This is a genomic window from Streptomyces aurantiaciflavus, from assembly GCF_049808595.1.
Taxonomy (GTDB): domain Bacteria; phylum Actinomycetota; class Actinomycetes; order Streptomycetales; family Streptomycetaceae; genus Streptomyces.
In genome coordinates, this window is record NZ_JBNCAQ010000013.1 from 125,702 (window position 1) to 144,891 (window position 19,190).

Here is a 19,190-nt window from a genome sequence, read left to right on the forward strand (position 1 = left end):
CCGAGGCCGGGCGCCCCGACAATGCGAGGCGCCCGACGGCACGCTGGGTCGGCCCGCGGCAAGCCCCAGCGGGCGCCCACCCGACAACACGCCGAGCCACGGCCGGACGCCCCGACCACACGCGGCACCCAACGGCACGCCGAGCTGCGGGCGGCAGCCCCGAGCATGCGCGGCACCCAACGGCACGCCGAGCTGCGGGCGGCAGCCCCGAGCATGCGCGGCACCCAACGGCACGCCGAGCTGCGGGCGGCAGCCCCGAGCATGCGCGTCCACCGGGACGCGCCGAGCCAGGTCCGACACCCCAACCACGCACGGCGCCCAACAGCGCGCTGAGCCGAGCCGGCCCGCGGCAAGCCCCAGCGGGCGCCCCACCAGCGGCGCGCCGAGTCGGGGCCGAGCGGGCGGGGCGACCAGCGGCGTCGGAAGTCCGTTCGTGGGATTCCGCACTCGCCGGGGTCGGCCGCGCCGAGTACGATCCGCCCAACACGGCCACGAGCTGGGAGGACGGACGTTGGGACGGCTGACCGGCGGGGATCCCTCGCTGCTGCGAAGGATCAACTCCGCGGTGGTGCTGCACGCGCTGCGTGCCGCGGACTGCGCGACGCTGACGGAGATCACCCGGGTCACGGGGCTGTCCCGGCCGACCGTCGAGGGGGTCGTCGAGGATCTCATCGGGGCCGGGCTCGTCGTCGAGAAGGCGGCCGACGAGAGTGTCGCCCGGCGACAGGGGCGGCCGGCGCGGCGGTTCCGGTTCCGTGCGGAGGCCGGTCATCTGCTGGGTCTGGAGATCGGGGCGCACCGCGTGGCCGCGCTCCTCGCCGACCTGGACGGACGGGTGCTGGGCGCCCAGGCCAAGGACGTCGACGAGACGGCGCCGGCGGACGAGCGGCTGGAGCGGCTGCGCAGCGCGGTCGCCGAGCTGTTGCGCCGGGCTGGTGTCGCGCGCAGCTCCCTGCGGGCCGTGGGCGTCGGCACCCCCGGGATCGTCGAGGCCGACGGAACGATACGGCTGGGCACGGCGCTCCCCCAGTGGACGGGGCTGCGGTTGGGCGAGCGGCTGAGCCGCTCCTTCAAGTGCCCGGTGCTGGTCGAGAACGACGCCAACGCGGCGGCCGTGGCCGAGCACTGGAAGGGGTCGGCCGTGGAGTCCGACGACGTCGTGTTCGTGCTGGCGGGGCTGAGCCCGGGCGCCGGTTCGCTGATCGGCGGGCGGCTGCACCGCGGGTACGGCGGGGCCGCCGGGGAGATCGGCGCGCTGCACCTGCTGGGCCGGGAGGTGACCCCGGAGACGCTGTTGTCCACGACGGACGAGCCGCTGCACCCGCTGGACGAGCAGGCGGTCGCCGGCGTGTTCGCGCAGGCGCGCGAGGGTGATCAGCGGGCCCGGGCGGCCGTCGACCGCTTCATCCAGCGGCTCGTCCACGACGTGGCCGCGCTGGTGCTGGCCCTCGACCCCGAGTTGGTGGTGGTCGGCGGCTGGGCGGCCGGGCTGGACGGTGTCCTGGAGCCGTTGCGGCGGGAGTTGGAGCGGTACTGTCTGCGGCCGCCGAAGGTGGCCCTGTCGATGCTCGGCGAGGCGGCCGTGGCGACGGGGGCGCTGCGGCTGGCTCTCGACCATGTCGAGGAGCAGCTCTTCGCGGTGGAGGGGACGGTGACGGGGCGTTCGGCGGTGGGTCGTCCGTGAAACGCGCCGCGCCCCGGAGGAGTTCCGGGGCGCGGCGGAGGTGTGCGCTCGGTGGCGCGGGCCTCGGCGGCCGGGGCGCAGACCGTTCAGGTGCCTGCCGTAGGGCCGTGAGGCGGGATCGGAGCGTCAGGACGCCTGGCGCTCCGGACCGTGGTGGATCTCCACCCCGCCCGACGCGCCGAACGTCAGCCGGCAGGTGTCCGCGCGGTACGTGGCGACGGAGAGCGCCGCGGTGCGGCCCTCGGCGAAGAAGCGGGTCGTGACGACGAGCACCGGGGCACCCGGCAGCCGGTCGAGTTCCTTCGCGTCGTCCGCGCGGGCCGAGCCCAGCTCCACGGCGCGGTCCTGCCCCTCCAGGGCCAGGTGCTGCAGCTCGCGCAGCGCCGCACGCGCGCGTGCCGTACCGGACGGGGCGTCGATCGCGGTCAGGCCGGGCACCGACGACTGCGGGACGTAGAGGAGCTCGGCGGCGACGGGCCGGCCGTGGGACACCCGGGAGCGGCGCACGATGTGCACGGGCTGCTCGCGGTCGATGCCGAGGGCGTCGGCGACGGCCGCCGGCGGGGCGGCGACCGTGCAGTCGACGAGTTGCCACGTGTCACCACTCGCGCCGGGCCAGGTTCCGCGTTCCGTTCCCACGTCGACGCCCACGCGGGGCGGCGCGACGGTGGTGCCGACGCCGCGACGGCGCTGCAGCCGGCCCTCCAGTTCGAGCTGCTCCAGGGCCTGACGGAGCGTCGCGCGCGCGACCCCGAATCGGGCGGCCAGTTCACGCTCGTTGGGCAGGATCTCGCCCACGGTGAACTCCGAGTCGAGTGCCTCACTGAGCACGGTCTTGAGATGCCAGTACTTCGGTTCCGGCACCGATTCCAGTTGCGTGGTCCCCACCCTGTCCTCCGCAATCGCCGTGGTCCGGCGGCGTTTTCGCGCCCTTGTTTATTAAAGGTTGTTGTACTTCTCTGCGACCATAGGGCGGCCCCCATGCCTGGTCAAGACCAATCCTGGAACCCTGGGGACGTTGGTTTACACCGGACGAGAAAGCGTTCACTGAACGTTCTCGAGGAACCGTTTTCTTGACATGACGGCAAATCCCCCGTCGCGAAACGGGGGCCGCGGTACTGGAGTTGGCGCTACACGGTGAGCGTGCGCAGCTTGTCGGGGTTGCGGATGACATAGACGGCCTGGACGCGCCCCTCGGCCACGTCGAGCTGGAAGACGGCGTCCGGCTTGTCCCCGGACAGGATCAGTACGGCGAGGCCGCCGTTGACCTCCAGGAAGCGGAAGGACGGGTCCTGGACGCCCTTGCGGGCCACCCCGAGGAGGAACCGGCCCACGTGGTCGGCGCTCTCCAGGACCCGCAGCGGTGCCTTCGCCTTGCCGCCGCTGTCGCCGACGAGACGGGCGTCCGGCGCGAGCAGCGCCATCAGGCCCTCCAGGTCGCCCTCCGCCGCGGCGGCGAGGAATCGCTCGGTGAGCTCGCGGCGCTGGACGGGGTCGACGTCGTAGCGGGGGCGCCGTTCCTCGACGTGCCGGCGGGCACGGCCGGCCAGCTGGCGCACCGCGGGCTCGGTCCGGTCGAGGACGGCGGCGATCTCGGCGTACGGGTAGCCGAAGGCCTCCCGCAGGACGAACACCGCGCGCTCCAGCGGGGACAGCGACTCCAGGACGACGAGGACGGCGAGGGAGACGGAGTCGGCCAGCACGGCCTGCTCGGCGCTGTCCTGGACGGTGTCGCCGAAGTGGGTGACGTACGGTTCGGGCAGCCAGGGGCCGACGTACGCCTCGTTGCGGGCCTTGATCCGGGCGAGGCGGTCGAGGGCGAGGCGGGTGGCGACGCGGACCAGGTAGGCGCGGGGTTCGCGCACGTCGGCGCGGTCGGCCGCCGACCAGCGCAGCCAGGCGTCCTGGACCACGTCCTCCGCGTCGGCGACACGTCCGAGCATGCGGTAGGCGACGCCCAGGAGGAGCGGGCGGTGGTCTTCGAAGACGTCGGTGGCGGTGTCTGCGGTCACGGTGCCATCCCATCCGACGCGTCTGCCGGTGTCCAGACGGCGCGCGAACAGGGGCTACCCGTGGGTAGCAATTGCTGACAAGCTGTCTACGCCGCGTCGGCCGATCCGCCCGGACCCCGTCGGCCCGTCCGCCCGTACAGACGAGGAGCACCCCCATGTCCGCCACCGTCTCCTTCACGGTTCCCGGCCCCCGTGGCCCGCAGCCCGTCACCGTCTCCTACGCGCGCGCCGGGCGCGGCGAGCCGCTGCTCCTGCTGCACGGCATCGGGCATCACCGCCAGGCCTGGGACCCCGTGGTGGACATCCTCGCCGCCGAGCGGGACGTGATCGCCGTGGACCTTCCCGGCTTCGGCGCGTCCCCCGCCCTGCCCGACGGGCTCGCCTACGACCTGCCCACGACGACCGCGGTGTTCGGCGCCTTCTGCGAGGCGCTGGAGCTCGAACGGCCTCACGTCGCCGGCAACTCGCTGGGCGGGCTGCTGGCCCTGGAACTCGGCCGCGAGAAGCGCGTACGGTCCGTCACCGCGCTGTCGCCGGCCGGGTTCTGGTCGGAGGCGGAGCGGCGGTACGCCTTCGGCGTCCTGCTCACCATGCGTCAGATCTCCCAGCGGCTGCCGCTACCCCTGGTCGAGCGCCTGTCGCGTACGGCGGCCGGCCGCACGGCCCTGACCAGCACCATCTACGCCCGCCCCGGCCGCCGTTCCCCCGAGGCCGTGGTCGCCGAGACGCTCGCGCTGGCCCAGGCGACCGGCTTCGACCAGACTCTGCGGGCCGGTACGACCGTCAAGTTCACCGACGACATCCCCGGACTCCCGGTCACCGTGGCCTGGGGCACCCGGGACTGGCTCCTGGTACGCCGTCAGGGCGTCCGCGCCAAGCAGATCATCCCCCGGGCCCGCCTGGTCCGCCTGCCCGGCTGCGGCCACTGCCCGATGAACGACGACCCGGCGCTGGTGGCGCGGGTGATCCTCGACGGCAGCCGCTGAGGCAGGGGGCGACTCAACGCCGTTGCCGCCGGGGCGACTCGGGCTCTGAGGGAGCGTCCGGCGCCCCGGGCGGCCGGGAGGGGCCCGGTGGCCCGGTGGCAAGAGCCACGAGCCCGCAGCCCCCAGATGCCGCGTGGCGAGCGGTGGCCAGCGCGACCAGCCCCCGACGCCGGCGTGCCGCGAAGCGCGCGGTGGCAAGCGCGAGAACCCGCAGCTCCAGCGTCGCGAAGCGCACGGTGGCAAGCACGAAGAGCCCGCAGCTCCAGCGTCGCGAAGCGCACGGTGGCAAGCACGAAGAGCCCGCAGCTCCAGCGTCGCGAAGCGCACGGTGGCAAGCACGAAGAGCCCCCGACCGCAGCTTGCCGCGCACCGCAGCTCATCGTCGTGCGCCCGACGGCGGACGAGGACGGCACCGGACCGACATGCTCGCCTGACTCGGCCCCCTCACGCCCCGTGGGCCCCACGCCACCCCGACCCGTCCTCCCCCGATCCGCCCGGCCCCGGCGTGTCCTCCTCCCCTCCTTCCCCGATGCGCCCAGCCCTTGCGCGTCCTCCCCCCTCCTCCCCGGATCCGCCCAGCCCCTGCGCGTCCTCCTCCCCTCCTCCCACGCCCAGCTGTTCACTTGAGGTTTCCGTGGGCGCTGCGGCGCACCAGTAGTTGTGGCTGTGCACACCGGCCGGTTCCCGTCACAGGAGGCCCTTCCATGTCACATCGTCCGCTTCCCGGGCGCCGCAGCGTCCTGCGTGGTTCGTTGGTCGCGTCGGCGGCCCTGACCCTGCCCGCCGCCGTCGGTGCGGCGCCGGCCCTCGCGCTGTCGGGGCGGCCCCGGGCCGAATGGGGCGTGCAGACCGGTGACGTGACCGCGCACTCCGGGCTGGTGTGGGTGCGGTCCGACCGGCCGGCGCGGATGATCGTCGAGACGGCGGCCACGGAGTCGTTCCGGGGCGCGCGCCGCTGGCACGGCCCGTTGCTCGACGCGGACAGCGACTTCACCGGCACGACGCGACTGCAGGGGCTGCCGTCCGGCGAGCAGATCCACTACCGGGTGCTGCTGGCCGACCCGGACGACCCGCGCCGTACGTGCGAGCCGGTGACCGGCACGTTCAGAACCGTCTCCGCCAAGCGGCGCGACGGCGTGCGGTTCGTCTGGTCGGGCGACCTCGCCGGGCAGGGCTGGGGCATCAACCCGGAGCTGGGCGGCTACCGGATCTACGACGCCATGGCCGCGCTCGACCCGGACTTCTTCCTCTGCAGCGGTGACAACATCTACGCCGACGGCCCGCTCACCGAGACCGTGGCCCTGCCCGACGGGCGGATCTGGCGGAACATCACCACGGAGGAGAAGGCGAAGGTCGCCGAGACGCTGGCGGAGTTCCGCGGCAACTTCCGCTACAACCTGCTGGACGAGAACCTGCGGGCCTTCAACGCCCGGGTCCCCTCCATCGTCCAGTGGGACGACCACGAGGTCACCAACAACTGGTACCCGGGCGAGATCCTCGCCGACAGCCGGTACACCGAGAAGAGCGTCGACGTCCTCGCCGCCCGCGCCCGGCAGGCGTTCTCCGAGTACTTCCCCATCTCGACGCTGCGCCGCCCCGACGGCCGGGTCTACCGGGTGCAGCACCACGGCCCGCTGCTGGACGTGTTCGTGCTCGACATGCGCACGTACCGCGACGCGAACTCGCCGGACGACCGGACCACCGACCCGCAGGGCATCCTCGGCCGCGAGCAACTGGAGTGGCTCAAGCGCGAGCTGGCCCGCTCACGGGCGGTGTGGAAGGTGATCGCCTCCGACATGCCGCTCGGTCTGGTCGTCCCCGACGGCACGGACGGCAAGCCGAACTTCGAGGCGGTCGCGCAGGGCGACCCGGGCGCGCCGCTCGGCCGTGAGCTGCAGATCGCCGAACTGCTGCGGTTCGTCAAGCACCGGCGGATCACCGGCACGGTGTGGCTGACGGCCGACGTCCACCACACCTCGGCCCAGCACTACGACCCGTCACGGGCCGCGTTCAAGGATTTCGCGCCGTTCTGGGAGTTCGTCTCCGGGCCGCTCAACGCGGGCGCCTTCCCGGCGAACACGCTGGACGGCACGTTCGGCCCGGACCGTGTCTTCGTCAAGGCGCCGACCACGGCCAACGTCTCCCCGGCGGGCGGCTACCAGTTCTTCGGCGAGGTCGACATCGACGGCGACAGCGGGGAGCTGACGGTGCGGCTGCGCGAGCAGGACGGCACCGTGCTGTTCACCCAGGTGCTCCAGCCGGGCCGGGTCGGCCAGTAACTCCCGTACTCTCGAAGGGTGCTCCGCGCACCGGCGTCATCTCCCGGTGCGCGGTGCGGCCCCCGCACGACCTGCGGCTGCGTCGTCGTGGCGCACCACGGCGCCGTAGCCGTAGAAGAGTGAACGAAACGGTCAAATGCACGCTTTACCCATCAGTCACAAGGCGTTCGTGATCACGCAACACCGTTCCTTCACAGTGGCCGCATGACTCGAGACATGTCTGATGTGACGCGCCGCAAACACGGGCGCCCGGTGCACCACTGGCGGCGGGACATGGTGGAGCTCGCCGCCCTCTTCACGGCGGTCGCGGTGGCCGACGTGGTCGCGAACCTCGTGGGGCACGGCCCCGACGGCCCCGGACTCCTGGCCCTGTCCGCTGCCGCCCTGACCGCCACCGCGGGATTCCACGTCTGGTGGTCCCGGCGCCACGGCCACGCGCCGCCCACCAGTGATACCGATGCCCGGCCGCCCTCCTACGAGGGGCAGGCCGGGCCGTCCGAGCTCCCCGCCGACGTCACCGCGCAGAGCACCCTGTGGCGGATGCGGACGACGGTGAAGGACGAGCCGGGATCGCTGGCCGCGCTGTGCACGGCGCTGGCCGGCCACCGGGTCGACATCCTGAGCCTGCAGACGCACCCGTTGGGCGAGGACACGGTGGACGAGTTCCTGCTGCGGGCCCCGGGCGCGCTGACGGCGGCCGACATCACCCGGGCCGTGGCGCGGGCCGGCGGCGCGGGCACCTGGATCGAGCGTGCCGACGCCCACGATCTGGTGGACGCCCCGACCCGGGTCCTGGGCCTGGCCACCCGTACCGCCCTGGACGCGGCCGAACTGCCGCTCGCGCTGCGGCAGTTGCTGGGCCGGTGCACCATCCGTTCCCTGCCCGCCGCCGCGAAGAGCGGCGGAAGGGGGCCGGAGGCCGTGCCCGTGGAAGGGGCCCTGGAGGACACCGTGATGCGCCTGCGGGCGCCGGAAGGCGGAGTGATCACCGTGGAGCGGCCGTATCTGCCGTTCACACCGACCGAGTTCGCGCGGGCGCGGGCGCTGGTGGAGCTGGACGCCCGGCTGGGCCCGCGGATCCCGGCCGGGCAGGACGTACTGACGCTGCCCGAGGGGAACGCCATCACCGTGCGCCGGGCCGACACCGGTGACCTGGAGGCGGCGAAGGCGATGCACGAGCGGTGCTCTGCGCGCACCCTCGGCATGCGCTACCACGGGCCGGTCGGTGACGCCGACCGCTACCTCAACCACCTGCTCAGCCCCCGTTTCGGCCGCACCCTCGCCGTGCAGACCCCCTCCGGGCGCCTCGTCGGCCTCGGCCACCTGCTGTGGGACGGCGACGAGACGGAGGTGGCGCTGCTGGTCGAGGACCAGTGGCAGCGGCGCGGCATCGGCGCCGAACTGCTCGGCCGGCTGGTCGCGATGGCCGTCGAGGCGGGCTGCGAGAGCGTGTACGCGGTGACGCGGTCCTCCAACACCGGCATGGTCGCCGCCATGCGCGGACTGGGTCTGCCCCTCGACTACCAGATCGAGGAGGGAACCCTCGTCATCACCGCCCGCCTGGAGAAGGCTGGGGCGCGGGCGGTACCGGGCGGGGACGGGGAGCGCATCGCTCGCGACTGACCCGCGCCCACCGGACGGCCCGGCGGTGTGACACCGCCGGGCCGTCGTCTCACACCGTGACGGCTCCCCGCTTCGTACCGTCCCTAGCTTGCCGCTTCATACAGTTCCGAGCTCCCCGCTTTGCACGGGCCCGGGCTCCCCGCTTCATACGGTGGCGGCTCCCCGCTCGGACCGGAGAACCGTTTCTCCCGTTCCAAGGGCCGCGTCCAGGTCCGCCCAGAGATCCTCGACGTCCTCCAGTCCCACCGACATCCGCAACAGCCGGTCGCTCACCCCGGCGCCCCGCCGTTCCTCGGCGTCCACGATGCGGTGGCTGATGGACGCCGGATGCTGGATGAGGGTGTCGACGCTGCCGAGGCTCACGGCGGGGGTGATCAGCCGGACGCCGGCGATCACCTCATGCGGGTCGCCGTGGACCTCGAAGGCGATCATCGCGCCGCCGATGCGGGGATAGTGGACCCGGACGACGCGCGGGTCGGCGGCCAGCCGGCGGACCAGTTCGGCGGCGTTCGCGGAGGCGGCCCGCACCCGCACCGGCAGCGTCGACAGGCCCCGCAGCAGCAGATAGCCGGCCAGCGGATGCAGCACCCCGCCGGTGGCGAACCGTATCTGCCGCAGCCGTCCGGCGAACTCCTCGTCGCAGGCCACCACACCGGCCAGCACGTCCCCGTGTCCACCGAGGTACTTGGTGGCGCTGTGCAGCACCAGCCGGGCGCCCTGCTGCGCCGGGCGCTGGAGGACGGGCGTGGCGAAGGTGTTGTCGACGAGCAGCGGGACCGAACCGCAGGCGTGGGCGACCGCCCGCAGATCGACCTCTGCGAGGGTCGGGTTGGCCGGGGACTCGACCATGACCAGGCCGGTGTCCGGGCGCAGCGCGTCCGCGATCCCGGCGGGGTCGGTCCAGGTGACCTCCGAGCCGAGCAGCCCGGCGGTCAGCAGATGGTCGCTGCAGCCGTACAGCGGGCGGACGGCCACGACGTGCCGCAGGCCCATGGAAGCCCGTACCAGCAGCACCGCGCTCAGCGCGGCCATGCCACTGGCGAACGCGACCGCGCTCTCGGTGCCCTCCAGCCGGGCCAGCGCGGTCTCGAAGCGGGCGACCGTCGGATTGCCCAGCCGCCCGTAGACGGGCGGGCCCTCGGGCTCGGCGCCGGTGGTGGCGAACGCGTCGATGCGAGCGGCCTCGGCGCGGCTGTCGTACGAGGGATAGGTGGTGGACAGGTCGATCGGCGGGGCGTGCAGGCCCTGCCGGGCCAGGTCGTCCCGCCCGGCGTGCACGGCCTCGGTGGCCAGTGCGCGGGGCGCTCCCGACGTGCGTACGCCGTCGTACGCGTGTGTGCTCGCTGAGGCTGAGTCCATGGACCGCAGGGTGAACAGGGAACGGGTGTGTCTGGGAGGTGTCCGTGTTACGTTCGGCGAGTGAGCGAATCCGTCGTACTGGACCCGGTGGATCTGCAGCTGCTGCGGCTGTTGCAGAACGACGCCCGGACCACCTACCGCGATCTCGCCGCGCAGGTCGGACTCGCGCCGTCCACGTGCCTGGACCGGGTGACGCGGCTGCGCCGGTCCGGGGTGATCGTCGGGCATCGGCTGCAGCTCGATCCGGCCAAACTCGGCCGAGGCCTCCAGGCGCTGCTGTCCGTGCAGGTCAGGCCGCACCGGCGGGAGCTGGTGGGGCCGTTCGTGGAGCGGATCCGGGCGTTGCCGGAGGCGCTGACCGTCTTCCATCTCACGGGGCCCGACGACTACCTCGTGCATGTCGCGGTCGCGGACATGGCCGATCTTCAGCGGCTGGTCCTGGACGAGTTCACGGCACGGCGGGAGGTGGCCCGGGTGGAGACACGGCTGATCTTCCAGCAGTGGGACTGCGGGCCGCTGCTGCCGCCGGCCACTTCGCCACAAACGCCGTGACGTGCGGCACCGCCGCGTACGAGGATGGTGCGCATGTCGCAGACCAACAACCCGCTGCCCCGCGAGGTCGCCGACGCCTACGTCGACGAACTCGTCGCCCTCGATCCGGTCACCGGTACCTATCTCGGCGTGAAGGAGAGTTCGAGCCGCCTGCCCGACTACTCACCGGCGGGACAGGAGGCACTCGCGCGGCTCGCGCGGGACACCCTGGCGAAGCTGGACGAGGCGGAGCGGCGGCCCGGCGCGGACCGTGACATCGAGCGCCGGTGCGCGCGCCTGCTGCGCGAGCGCCTCACCGCCGAACTCGCCGTGCACGACGCCGAGGAGGGCCTGCGCGCGGTCGGCAACATGGTCACGCCGGCGCACCAGGCGCGGGAGGTGTTCACCGTGACGCCGACGGAGACCGAGGAGGACTGGGCGGCGATCGCCGAGCGGCTGCGCGCGGTGCCGGCGGCGCTGACCGGCTACCGGGAGTCCCTGGCGCTCGGCCTGGAACGCAAGCTGTACGCGGCGCCGCGGCCGACCGCCACCTTCGTCGGACAGCTCACCGAGTGGTCGGACACGGACGGCTCGGGCCGCGGCTGGTTCGAGGACTTCGTCTCCGAGGGGCCCGAGGCGCTGCGCACGGAGCTGGACGAGGCGGCGCGGGCGGCGACCGCGGCGGTCGTCGAGCTGCGGGACTGGATGCGGGACGTGTACGCGCCGGCCGTCGAGGGCGCGCCGAACACCGTCGGCCGGGAGCGCTACGCCCGCTGGTCGCGCTACTTCAACGGCACCGACCTCGACCTGGACGAGGCGTACGCGTACGGCTGGGCCGAGTACCACCGGCTCCTCGCCGAGATGCAGCAGGAGGCGGAGAAGATCCTCCCGGGTGCCGGGACGCCGTGGGTGGCGCTCGCCCACCTCGACGAGCACGGCAAGCACATCGAGGGCGTCGACGAGGTCCGCGACTGGCTCCAGGGCCTGATGGACCAGGCGATCGACGCCCTGGACGGCACCCACTTCGAACTCGCCGAGCGGGTGCGGAAGGTGGAGTCGCGCATCGCGCCGCCCGGCAGCGCGGCGGCACCCTACTACTCGCCCCCGTCGGAGGACTTCTCCCGGCCCGGCCGCACCTGGCTGCCGACGATGGGCCTGACCCGCTTCCCGGTCTACGACCTCGTCTCCACCTGGTACCACGAGGGTGTGCCGGGTCATCACCTCCAGCTCGCGCAGTGGGCGCACGTCGCGCAGGACCTCTCCCGCTACCAGGCCACCGTCGGCCATGTCAGCGCCAACTGCGAGGGCTGGGCGCTGTACGCGGAGCGCCTGATGGACGAGCTGGGCTTCCTCACGGACGCGGAGCAGCGGCTCGGCTACCTGGACGCGCAGATGATGCGCGCGGTCCGGGTCATCGTCGACATCGGCATGCACCTGGAGCTGGAGATCCCCGCCGACTCCCCCTTCCACCCGGGCGAGCGCTGGACCCCCGAGCTGGCCGAGGAGTTCTTCAACGCCCACAGCAGCCGGCCGGCGGACTACGTGGCGAGTGAGCTGACCCGCTACCTGTCGATCCCCGGCCAGGCCATCGGCTACAAGCTCGGTGAGCGGGCCTGGCTGCTGGGCCGCGACAAGGCCCGCGAGCGGCACGGCGACGCCTTCGACCTCAAGGCGTGGCACATGGCGGCCCTTTCGCAGGGGTCGCTCGGGCTGGACGACCTGGTGGACGAGCTGGCGCGGCTCTGAGGAGCGCGTGGGGCGGGCCACGGAAATTCACTGTCGTCCGGGCCCGCCCGTGCGCCACCCTCGTCGGTCATGACCACCCGAACACTCTTCCTCTCCCCACGCGTCACCGCGACCGGCCACGCCCTCGCGGACGCGGCCCGGCGGCGTGGGGCGCACGTGGAGACGCTGCGCGACTGGCGGGTGCCCGAGCAGTGGCGGCGCGCGGCGGGGGCTTCGCTGTACGCCGGTCCGCTGTTCGCGGACGCGGTCGCGCGGGAGCTGGGGGTCGGTCTGCTGGAGGCGCCGGAGGACTGGCTCGCCCGGCTGCCGCACGAACTCACCCTCCGCGACGTCGAGTTCACCACGATCGCCGAGGCACGCCTGCTGCGGCGCCCCGCGTTCATGAAGCCGCCGAACGACAAGAGCTTCCCGGCCCGGGTCTACGCGGACGGCAGCGGGCTGCCGGGGCCGGACGCCGTCGAGGGCACGGAACCGGTGCTGGTGAGCGACATCGTGACGTTCGCCGTGGAGTACCGGCTGTTCGTGCTGGACGGTGAGGTGCGCACCGGCAGCCGGTACGCGGCCCGGGGGGATCTCGACGTCGCCCCGCTGGCCGAGGACCCGCGCCGCGCCGAGGTGCTGCGGTTCGCCGAGCGTTTGGCCGGGACGGGGCTGCCGAGCGCCGTCGTCGTGGACGTCGGCCTGGTGGACGGTGCCGGGTGGGCGGTGGTGGAGGCCAACGCCGCCTGGGCCAGCGGGCATTACGCGTGCGACACGGACGCCGCACTCGACGTCGTGCTGCACGCGGCCCGCCCCGAGGAGCAGTTCGCGGCGGCGGACCACCGGTTCCTGCGTCCCGTACCGGAGGTCGTACGGGACTGAGCGGGGAGCCCGGCTGTCAGCAGCCGCAGTCCTCCGCGTCCACGGGGGCGGTCAGCGGGTCGGCCGCGCGCCGCTCGCGGCCCTCCCAGGTCTCGTACTCGAAGCCCTCGCGCGCCCAGTACTCGAAGCCGCCGAGCATCTCCTTGACCCGGTAGCCGAGTTCGGCGAGGGCGAGGGCCGCGCGGGTGGCGCCGTTGCAGCCGGGACCCCAGCAGTACGTCACGACCGGCACGTCCTTGTCGAGGAGCTGCCGGGCCTGCTCGGGGACGAGCGCGGTCGGCAGGTGGATCGCGCCGGGGATGTGGCCCTGGTCCCACGCCTCGGTGGAGCGGGAGTCCAGGACGACGAAGCCGGGGTCGCCGTCGGCCGCGAGCGCCGCGGCCACGTCGGAGACATCGGCGTGGAAGACGAGGCTCGCCCGGAAGTAGGCGGCGGCCTCGGCCGGGGCGGCGGGGGCGACACGCAGGACGGGGTTCACGGCGGTGACGGGGGCGGTGACGGCGGGGGCGGTGGGAGCGGTCATCGCGGGACCTTTCCGAGGCGGGTCCGACCAGGGGCGGACTGGGAGCGGCTGGATTCGGACTGGAGTCGGACTGTGGTGGGACTGGTGTCCGACTGGCTGCGGACGACCAGAAATCTACGGTTGCTGATCGTCTTCCTGAAGGGGCATTCCCCTGCGCGTGACTTGTTCCGCCGGGGATTCCCCTGCTATCCCTCGGTCATGACCACGTATTCCCCGGACGCCACTGACTGGCGCATCCTCGAAGTCCTCCAGCGTGAGGGCCGGGCAAGCTTCGCCGACCTGGCGCGGGCCGTGTCGATGTCGGCGAGCGCCGTCACCGAGCGGGTGCGGCGACTGGAGGAGGCGGGGGTCATCCAGGGGTACGCGGCCGTCGTGGACCCCGAGCGGCTGGGGCTGCCGATCCTGGCGTTCGTGCGGCTGCGCTATCCCAACGGCAACTACAAGCCGTTCCACGACCTCGTCGCCGTGACACCGGAGATCCTGGAGGCGCACCACGTCACGGGCGACGACTGCTTCGTGATCAAGGTCGCCGCCCGGTCGATGCGGCACCTGGAGGAGGTGTCGGGCAAGATCGGCGCGCTGGGGTCGGTCACGACGAGCGTCGTCTACTCCTCACCGCTCCCCCGCCGCCCGCTGGGCAGGTAGCCCCGCTGCCGCACCACCGACCCCGATCTCCCCTTGACGACCTCCAACTGCGCGTGGACGCGCCGCCGCAGATCGGCCACATGGCTGACGATGCCGACGCTGCGGTCGCGCTCGCGCAGGGAGTCCAGGACGTCGAGGACCTCGTCCAGCGTCTGGTCGTCGAGGCTGCCGAACCCCTCGTCGATGAAGAGCGTGTCCAGCCGGACCCCGCCCGTCTCGTCGGTGACGACGTCGGCGAGGCCCAGGGCGAGGGCGAGCGAGGCGAAGAAGGTCTCCCCGCCCGACAGCGTGGCCGTGTCCCGCTCGCGCCCGGTCCAGGCGTCGACGACGTGCAGTCCGAGCCCGCTGCGGCCGCGTCCGGTCCGGTCGTCGGAGTGGACGAGGGTGTACCGCCCGGAGGACATGCGCTGCAGACGGACGGTCGCGGCGGCGGCCACCTGTTCCAGGCGGGCGGCCAGGACGTACGACTCCAGGCGCATCCTGCGGGCGTTGTCGGCCGAGGTGCCCGCGGTGAGGCCGGCCAGGCGGGCCACCCGGTCGTACTCCTCGCGCAGCGGCGCGCGCCGCCGTACGCCGTCGGCCGCGCGCGCGGAGAGGCGGTCGAGTTCGGCGCAACGGCGGGCGGCCGCGTCCTGGGCGGAGGTGGCCCGGCGCAGCCGTTCGGCCGCCCGGCCGGCGGCCTGCTCGGCCGCGGCGAGGTCGGCGGACGGCTGTTGCGCCGCGGCCACGGTGTCGGGCTCGGCGAGAACGGCCCGTACGGCGGCCTCCTCGGCCTGCCAGGCGTCCAGGCGGCGTTGCAGCTCGCGGTGGGCGGCGGCGTCGAGGAGAGCGTCGGACGCGGCCTGCGGGGTGTCGAAGCCGGCCCGGAAGGCGGCCTCGTCGAGGCGTCCGTCGGCGGCCTTGAGCCGTGCGGCGCTCTCCTCGGCGGCGCGGGCGGCGTCGGCCGCGTCGGTGAGCCGGGCGGCCCGCCACTCCAGCTGCGCGGCCCGCGCGGCCACGCTCTCCGCAGCGCCGCGGGCCTGAGTCAGCTCCTCCTCCAGCGCCGCCCGCTCACGCTCCAGCCGCTCGCGGCGGCCCACGCGGGACGCCGCCCGGACCTGCGCCTCCCGCTGTGCGGCCGTCCGCCGCTCGTGCTCCTGCTCGGCGCGGCGCAGTTCCTCGCGCGCGGGATGCAGCGCGGACGCGTCGCGACGGGCCTGCGTCCAGGTCCGTTCCAGCTCGTCGGCGTCGGCGGCGAGCCGGTCCGTCGGTGCGTCGCCGGCCTCGGCGGTGGCGGCGGCGAGCGCCTCCCGGACGAGGCCGAGGTCGCGCTCGGCATCCGCCCGGTCCTGCTCCGCGCTCTGGTAGGCGGCGAGGGCCCGCTCCTCGGTCTCGCGGTCGACGTGCCCGGCGACCTTGCGGGCGGGTGCGGGGTGGTCGGTGGCGCCGCAGACGGCGCAGGGCGAGCCGTCCTCCAAGGTGGCGGCCAGTTCGGCGGCGATGCCGCTCAGGCGCTGCTCCTTGAGGTCCAGCCAGTGCGTCCGGGCCTCCAGCGCCCGCTCGGCCGAGGCGAGGGCCCGCTGCTGGGCGTCCTCGGTGTCGCGGGCCAGCTGGTCGCGCAGCCGGGCCGCCGTCAACCGGCGCCGGGCGGGCTCGCGCTGCACGGCGAGCTGTTCGGCGCGGGTGGCGGCCTCCTGGGCGGACTCGATCCGCGCCTGGAGTGCCGCGCGGGTGGCGTCCCACTCCGCGAACCAGCCCTCGGTCTCCGCCAGCACGTCCTCGTCGGCGCGCTCCTGCCGGTCCAGGTCGGCACGCTCGGCGAGCAGGTCGGCCAGCCGGCGCTCACCGCGGCGGGCCGACTCCAGCCCGCCCAGCTCCTCCGCGGCCCGGCGCGCGGCGGCGGCGAGACCGGCGGCCCCGGCGTCCACGAGGTGCTCCGGCAACTGCGCACGCGCGTGTGTCTCGGCGGCGGCCGCCCTGCGGTGCTCGGCCTCGGCGGCCTCCCGCAGCTCCAGCGCCGGCGCCACCGCCTCCGCCTTGCGCGCCCGCTCCATCCGCGCCTGCGCGTCCCGATGGGCCCCGGCCCGCTCCTCGAGCCGCCGGGCCCGCTCCCGCGCCTCCGTGAACCGCCGCTGCAGGCGGGCGAGTTCGCGGGCTTCGGACAGGGCGCGGTCGGCGGCGGCGCGGTCGGACTCGGCGGCGAGACAGCCGCACTCGGCGATCGTCAGCTGCTCCCGCGCGGTGCCGCGGGCGACGGCGGCGGCGGTCAGCACGGCCTCGGCGAGGCCCGGCTCGCCCGGTGCCAGCTCGGGAAGCTCCATGGCGTCGCCCGCGGCCTGCTGCATGCGGTGCGCGTCGGCGAGCAGCGCCGCGTCGCCCTCACGCACGCGTGCCTCGGCCGTACGGCGCCGCTCGGCGAGCCGCTTCTCGACGTCGGCGAACCGCTGGGTGTCGAAGAGGCGGCCGAGCAGTCGGCCGCGTGCCTCGGCGTCGGCGCGCAGGAAGCGGGCGAAGTCGCCCTGGGGCAGCAGGACGACCTGGCAGAACTGCTCGCGGCTCATGCCCAGCAGCTGGGTGATCTCCTCGCCGATCTCCTGGTGGGAGCGGCTGAGATCCTTCCAGGCCCCGGTCGCGGCGTCGTATGCGCGCAGCCAGCTCTGGGCCTTCTCGACGGTGGTGCCGGTGCCGCGTTTCTTGGGACGCTCCCAGGGCGGCTGGCGGGTGACCTCCAACCGGCGTCCGGCGACGGTGAGTTCGAGGGTGACCTCGGTGCGCGTGCCGGGGGCGGCGTGGTCGCTGCGCAGGGTGAGGCCCTGGGATGTCTGGCGGGCGCCCGGGACGGAGCCGTAGAGGGCGTAGCACACGGCGTCGAGGACGGAGGTCTTGCCCGCGCCCGTCGGGCCGTGCAGCAGGAAGAGGCCGGCGGCGGACAGTTCGTCGAAGTCGACGCTCTGCGAGGCGCCGAAGGGGCCGAAGGCGGTGAGGTCGAGCCGGTGCAGCCTCATCGGGCCACCTCCCGCACGGCGTCGTCCGCGCGCACGGCGTCGAAGGCGTCCCGCAGGACGGCCTGTTCGCGCTCGTCCGGGCCCGCCCCGCGCACATGGGCCACGAAGTCCTCGGCGATCTCCTGGTCGCTGCGGCCGGCCAGGCGCCGGGCGTACGACACCTCGGGGTCGTCCGGCGCGCGCTCGGGGTCGAAGACGAGGCTCAGGGTGTGCGGGAAGCGCTCGGTGAGCCGGGCCATGGGGTCGGCCGGGCGCACGGCGTCGGTGAGCGTGGCCTCGACCCACGCCTCCTCGTACCCCGCGAGCCCGGGATCGGCGAGCAGCTCCTCCAGCGTGCCCCGGACGCGGGCCAGCGCGCGCGGCACCGGGCAGTCGATCCGCTCGGCGGCCGGCGAGCCGTCGGCGCCCAGGTCGACCAGCCACATGGTCTTGCGGTGCTCGGCCTCCGAGAAGGAGTACGGCAGCGGGGACCCGGAGTAGCGCACGCGCTCGGTGATGGTCTGGCAGCCGTGCAGATGCCCCAGCGCCACGTAGTCGACGCCGTCGAAGACACCGGCGGGCACGGAGGCGACTCCGCCGACGGTGATGTCCCGCTCGCTGTCGCTGGGCTCGCCGCCGGTGACGAAGGCGTGGGCCAGGACGACGGAGCGCGTCCCCCGCGCGCGCGTGGCGAGGTCGGCGCGGACCCGGTCCATGGCGGCGGCGAGCACCGTCTCGTGGCCCGCCTTCTCCACGCCGAACTCGTCCTTCACGAGGGCGGGTTCGAGATAGGGCAGGCCGTAGAAGGCGACGTCGCCGAACGTGTCGCGCAGGACGACCGGCGTCCCGGCCGCCGAAGGCTCGGTCCGCAGATGGATGCCCGCCCGCCCGATCAGCCCGGCGCCCACGCCGAGCCGCCGCGCGGAGTCGTGGTTCCCGGAGATCATCACCGTCGGCACGCCCAGCTCGGCGAGCCGGTGCAGGGCGTCGTCGAACAGCTCGACGGCGGCGAGCGGCGGCACCGCCCGGTCGTACACATCGCCCGACACGACCACCGCGTCGACCTCGCGCTCGCGCACGGTGGTGACGAGATGGCCGATGAACTCGGCCTGGGCACCGAGCATGTTCACCCGGTGGAACGCCCGGCCGAGATGCCAGTCGGATGTGTGCAGCAGCCTCATGATCCCCGAGACTAACGGGCGGGTCCGACATCACGGGCGGTTACTCCCGTAGCGCACCGTCAGGCCAGACGCCACACGGGAACGTTGCGGACAATTCGCCACAACCTCCCCCGTCGCGCGCCCGGCGGGCCTTCCCGTCACGCGTCCCCGTAGGCCTCCCCGCCCACCTCGAACCCGGCCGTTCCCGCCGTCGCGTTCGCGAGCCAGGCGCGGAAGGCCTCCACGTCGGCGTCCGGCAGCCCGATCTCGATCGTGACCGCCTCGCCGTAGCGCACCTCACGCACCTCACGGCCGGTGGCGCGCAGGTCGTTCTGGAGCTTGCCGGCCCGCTGGTGGTCGACCGTGAGCGTGGCCAGGCGGAAGCGGCGGCGTGTGAGGGTGCCGACGGCGTCGAGTGCCTCGCCGACCGCGCCGCCATACGCGCGGATGAGGCCGCCCGCGCCCAGCTTGACGCCGCCGTAGTAGCGGGTGACGACGGCGACGACGTAGCGCATGTCGCGGCGCAGCAGCATCTGGAGCATGGGGACGCCCGCGGTGCCGCCGGGTTCGCCGTCGTCACTGGCCTTCTGGACGGAGGCGTCGGCGCCGATGACGTAGGCCCAGCAGTTGTGGGTGGCGTCGGCGTGCTCCTTGCGGACGGCCGCGACGAAGTCCTGCGCCTCCTGTTCGGTGGCCGCCGGGGCGAGGGCGCACAGGAAGCGGGAGCGGTTGACCTCGGTCTCGTGCACGCCCGCGCGGGCGACTGTGCGGTACTCGTCCTGCATCCGGCCAGCCTATGCGCCGGGGCCGGGGTCACG

At 74.0% G+C, this 19,190-nt stretch carries 15 protein-coding genes; 8 read left to right on the plus strand and 7 right to left on the minus strand.

Annotated features, from left to right (window positions below):
- The first annotated feature begins 511 nt into the window (after positions 1-511).
- On the plus strand, positions 512-1,684 hold the full coding sequence (locus tag ACPT94_RS17900) for an ROK family transcriptional regulator (RefSeq protein WP_360342369.1): 1,173 nt from the start codon (positions 512-514) through the stop codon (positions 1,682-1,684).
- Positions 1,685-1,810: 126 nt separating this feature from the next.
- Here the strand turns inward: ACPT94_RS17900 and ACPT94_RS17905 are convergent, their stop codons facing one another.
- The gene (locus tag ACPT94_RS17905) at positions 1,811-2,572 is read right to left on the minus strand and encodes a GntR family transcriptional regulator (protein ID WP_425246264.1); all 762 of its coding nucleotides are present in this window, start codon (positions 2,570-2,572) and stop codon (positions 1,811-1,813) included.
- Positions 2,573-2,814: 242 nt separating this feature from the next.
- On the minus strand, positions 2,815-3,696 hold the full coding sequence (locus tag ACPT94_RS17910; protein ID WP_425246265.1) for an RNA polymerase sigma-70 factor: 882 nt from the start codon (positions 3,694-3,696) through the stop codon (positions 2,815-2,817).
- A gap of 155 nt (positions 3,697-3,851) precedes the next feature.
- On the opposite strand from ACPT94_RS17910, the gene ACPT94_RS17915 reads away from it, so the two are divergent.
- The 3 genes from ACPT94_RS17915 (at position 3,852) to ACPT94_RS17925 (ending at position 8,584) form a co-directional block, all read left to right on the plus strand.
- On the plus strand, positions 3,852-4,682 hold the full coding sequence (locus ACPT94_RS17915; protein ID WP_360342360.1) for an alpha/beta fold hydrolase: 831 nt from the start codon (positions 3,852-3,854) through the stop codon (positions 4,680-4,682).
- 704 nt (positions 4,683-5,386) lie between these two features.
- Positions 5,387-6,961 (plus strand): alkaline phosphatase D family protein, encoded by a 1,575-nt coding sequence (locus ACPT94_RS17920; RefSeq protein ID WP_425246266.1) that lies wholly within the window; start codon positions 5,387-5,389, stop codon positions 6,959-6,961.
- A gap of 252 nt (positions 6,962-7,213) precedes the next feature.
- Positions 7,214-8,584 (plus strand): GNAT family N-acetyltransferase, encoded by a 1,371-nt coding sequence (locus tag ACPT94_RS17925; RefSeq protein WP_425246304.1) that lies wholly within the window; start codon positions 7,214-7,216, stop codon positions 8,582-8,584.
- A gap of 144 nt (positions 8,585-8,728) precedes the next feature.
- Here the strand turns inward: ACPT94_RS17925 and ACPT94_RS17930 are convergent, their stop codons facing one another.
- Positions 8,729-9,943 carry a trans-sulfuration enzyme family protein gene (locus ACPT94_RS17930; protein WP_425246267.1) on the minus strand — a complete coding sequence of 405 codons (1,215 nt, stop codon included), beginning with the start codon at positions 9,941-9,943 and terminating at the stop codon, positions 8,729-8,731.
- A 60-nt stretch (positions 9,944-10,003) separates the two neighbouring features.
- On the opposite strand from ACPT94_RS17930, the gene ACPT94_RS17935 reads away from it, so the two are divergent.
- The 3 genes from ACPT94_RS17935 (at position 10,004) to ACPT94_RS17945 (ending at position 13,081) form a co-directional block, all read left to right on the plus strand.
- Entirely contained in the window at positions 10,004-10,495 is a 492-nt protein-coding gene (locus ACPT94_RS17935; protein ID WP_360342351.1) for an Lrp/AsnC family transcriptional regulator, read from the plus strand.
- Positions 10,496-10,528: 33 nt separating this feature from the next.
- Positions 10,529-12,220 (plus strand): DUF885 domain-containing protein, encoded by a 1,692-nt coding sequence (locus ACPT94_RS17940; protein WP_425246268.1) that lies wholly within the window; start codon positions 10,529-10,531, stop codon positions 12,218-12,220.
- 69 nt (positions 12,221-12,289) lie between these two features.
- Positions 12,290-13,081, plus strand: coding sequence for an ATP-grasp domain-containing protein (locus tag ACPT94_RS17945; RefSeq protein WP_425246269.1), 792 nt, complete (start codon positions 12,290-12,292; stop codon positions 13,079-13,081).
- Positions 13,082-13,097: 16 nt separating this feature from the next.
- On the opposite strand, the gene ACPT94_RS17950 is transcribed toward ACPT94_RS17945, so the two are convergent.
- Complete coding sequence (locus ACPT94_RS17950) at positions 13,098-13,604, minus strand: rhodanese-like domain-containing protein (protein WP_425246270.1); 507 nt, start codon at positions 13,602-13,604, stop codon at positions 13,098-13,100.
- 198 nt (positions 13,605-13,802) lie between these two features.
- Between ACPT94_RS17950 and ACPT94_RS17955 the strand changes: the two genes are divergently transcribed.
- Entirely contained in the window at positions 13,803-14,249 is a 447-nt protein-coding gene (locus ACPT94_RS17955; RefSeq protein ID WP_360342339.1) for an Lrp/AsnC family transcriptional regulator, read from the plus strand.
- Here the strand turns inward: ACPT94_RS17955 and ACPT94_RS17960 are convergent.
- From ACPT94_RS17960 to ACPT94_RS17970, 3 genes are all read right to left on the minus strand, one after another.
- Positions 14,210-17,233 (minus strand): AAA family ATPase, encoded by a 3,024-nt coding sequence (locus tag ACPT94_RS17960; protein ID WP_425246271.1) that lies wholly within the window; start codon positions 17,231-17,233, stop codon positions 14,210-14,212. The genes ACPT94_RS17955 and ACPT94_RS17960 overlap by 40 nt on opposite strands.
- The gene (locus ACPT94_RS17965) at positions 17,230-18,393 is read right to left on the minus strand and encodes an exonuclease SbcCD subunit D (RefSeq protein ID WP_425246272.1); all 1,164 of its coding nucleotides are present in this window, start codon (positions 18,391-18,393) and stop codon (positions 17,230-17,232) included. The genes ACPT94_RS17960 and ACPT94_RS17965 overlap by 4 nt, the downstream gene beginning before the upstream one ends.
- Positions 18,394-18,530: 137 nt before the next feature.
- Positions 18,531-19,157 (minus strand): YigZ family protein, encoded by a 627-nt coding sequence (locus tag ACPT94_RS17970; RefSeq protein WP_360342331.1) that lies wholly within the window; start codon positions 19,155-19,157, stop codon positions 18,531-18,533.
- Positions 19,158-19,190: the final 33 nt, after the last annotated feature.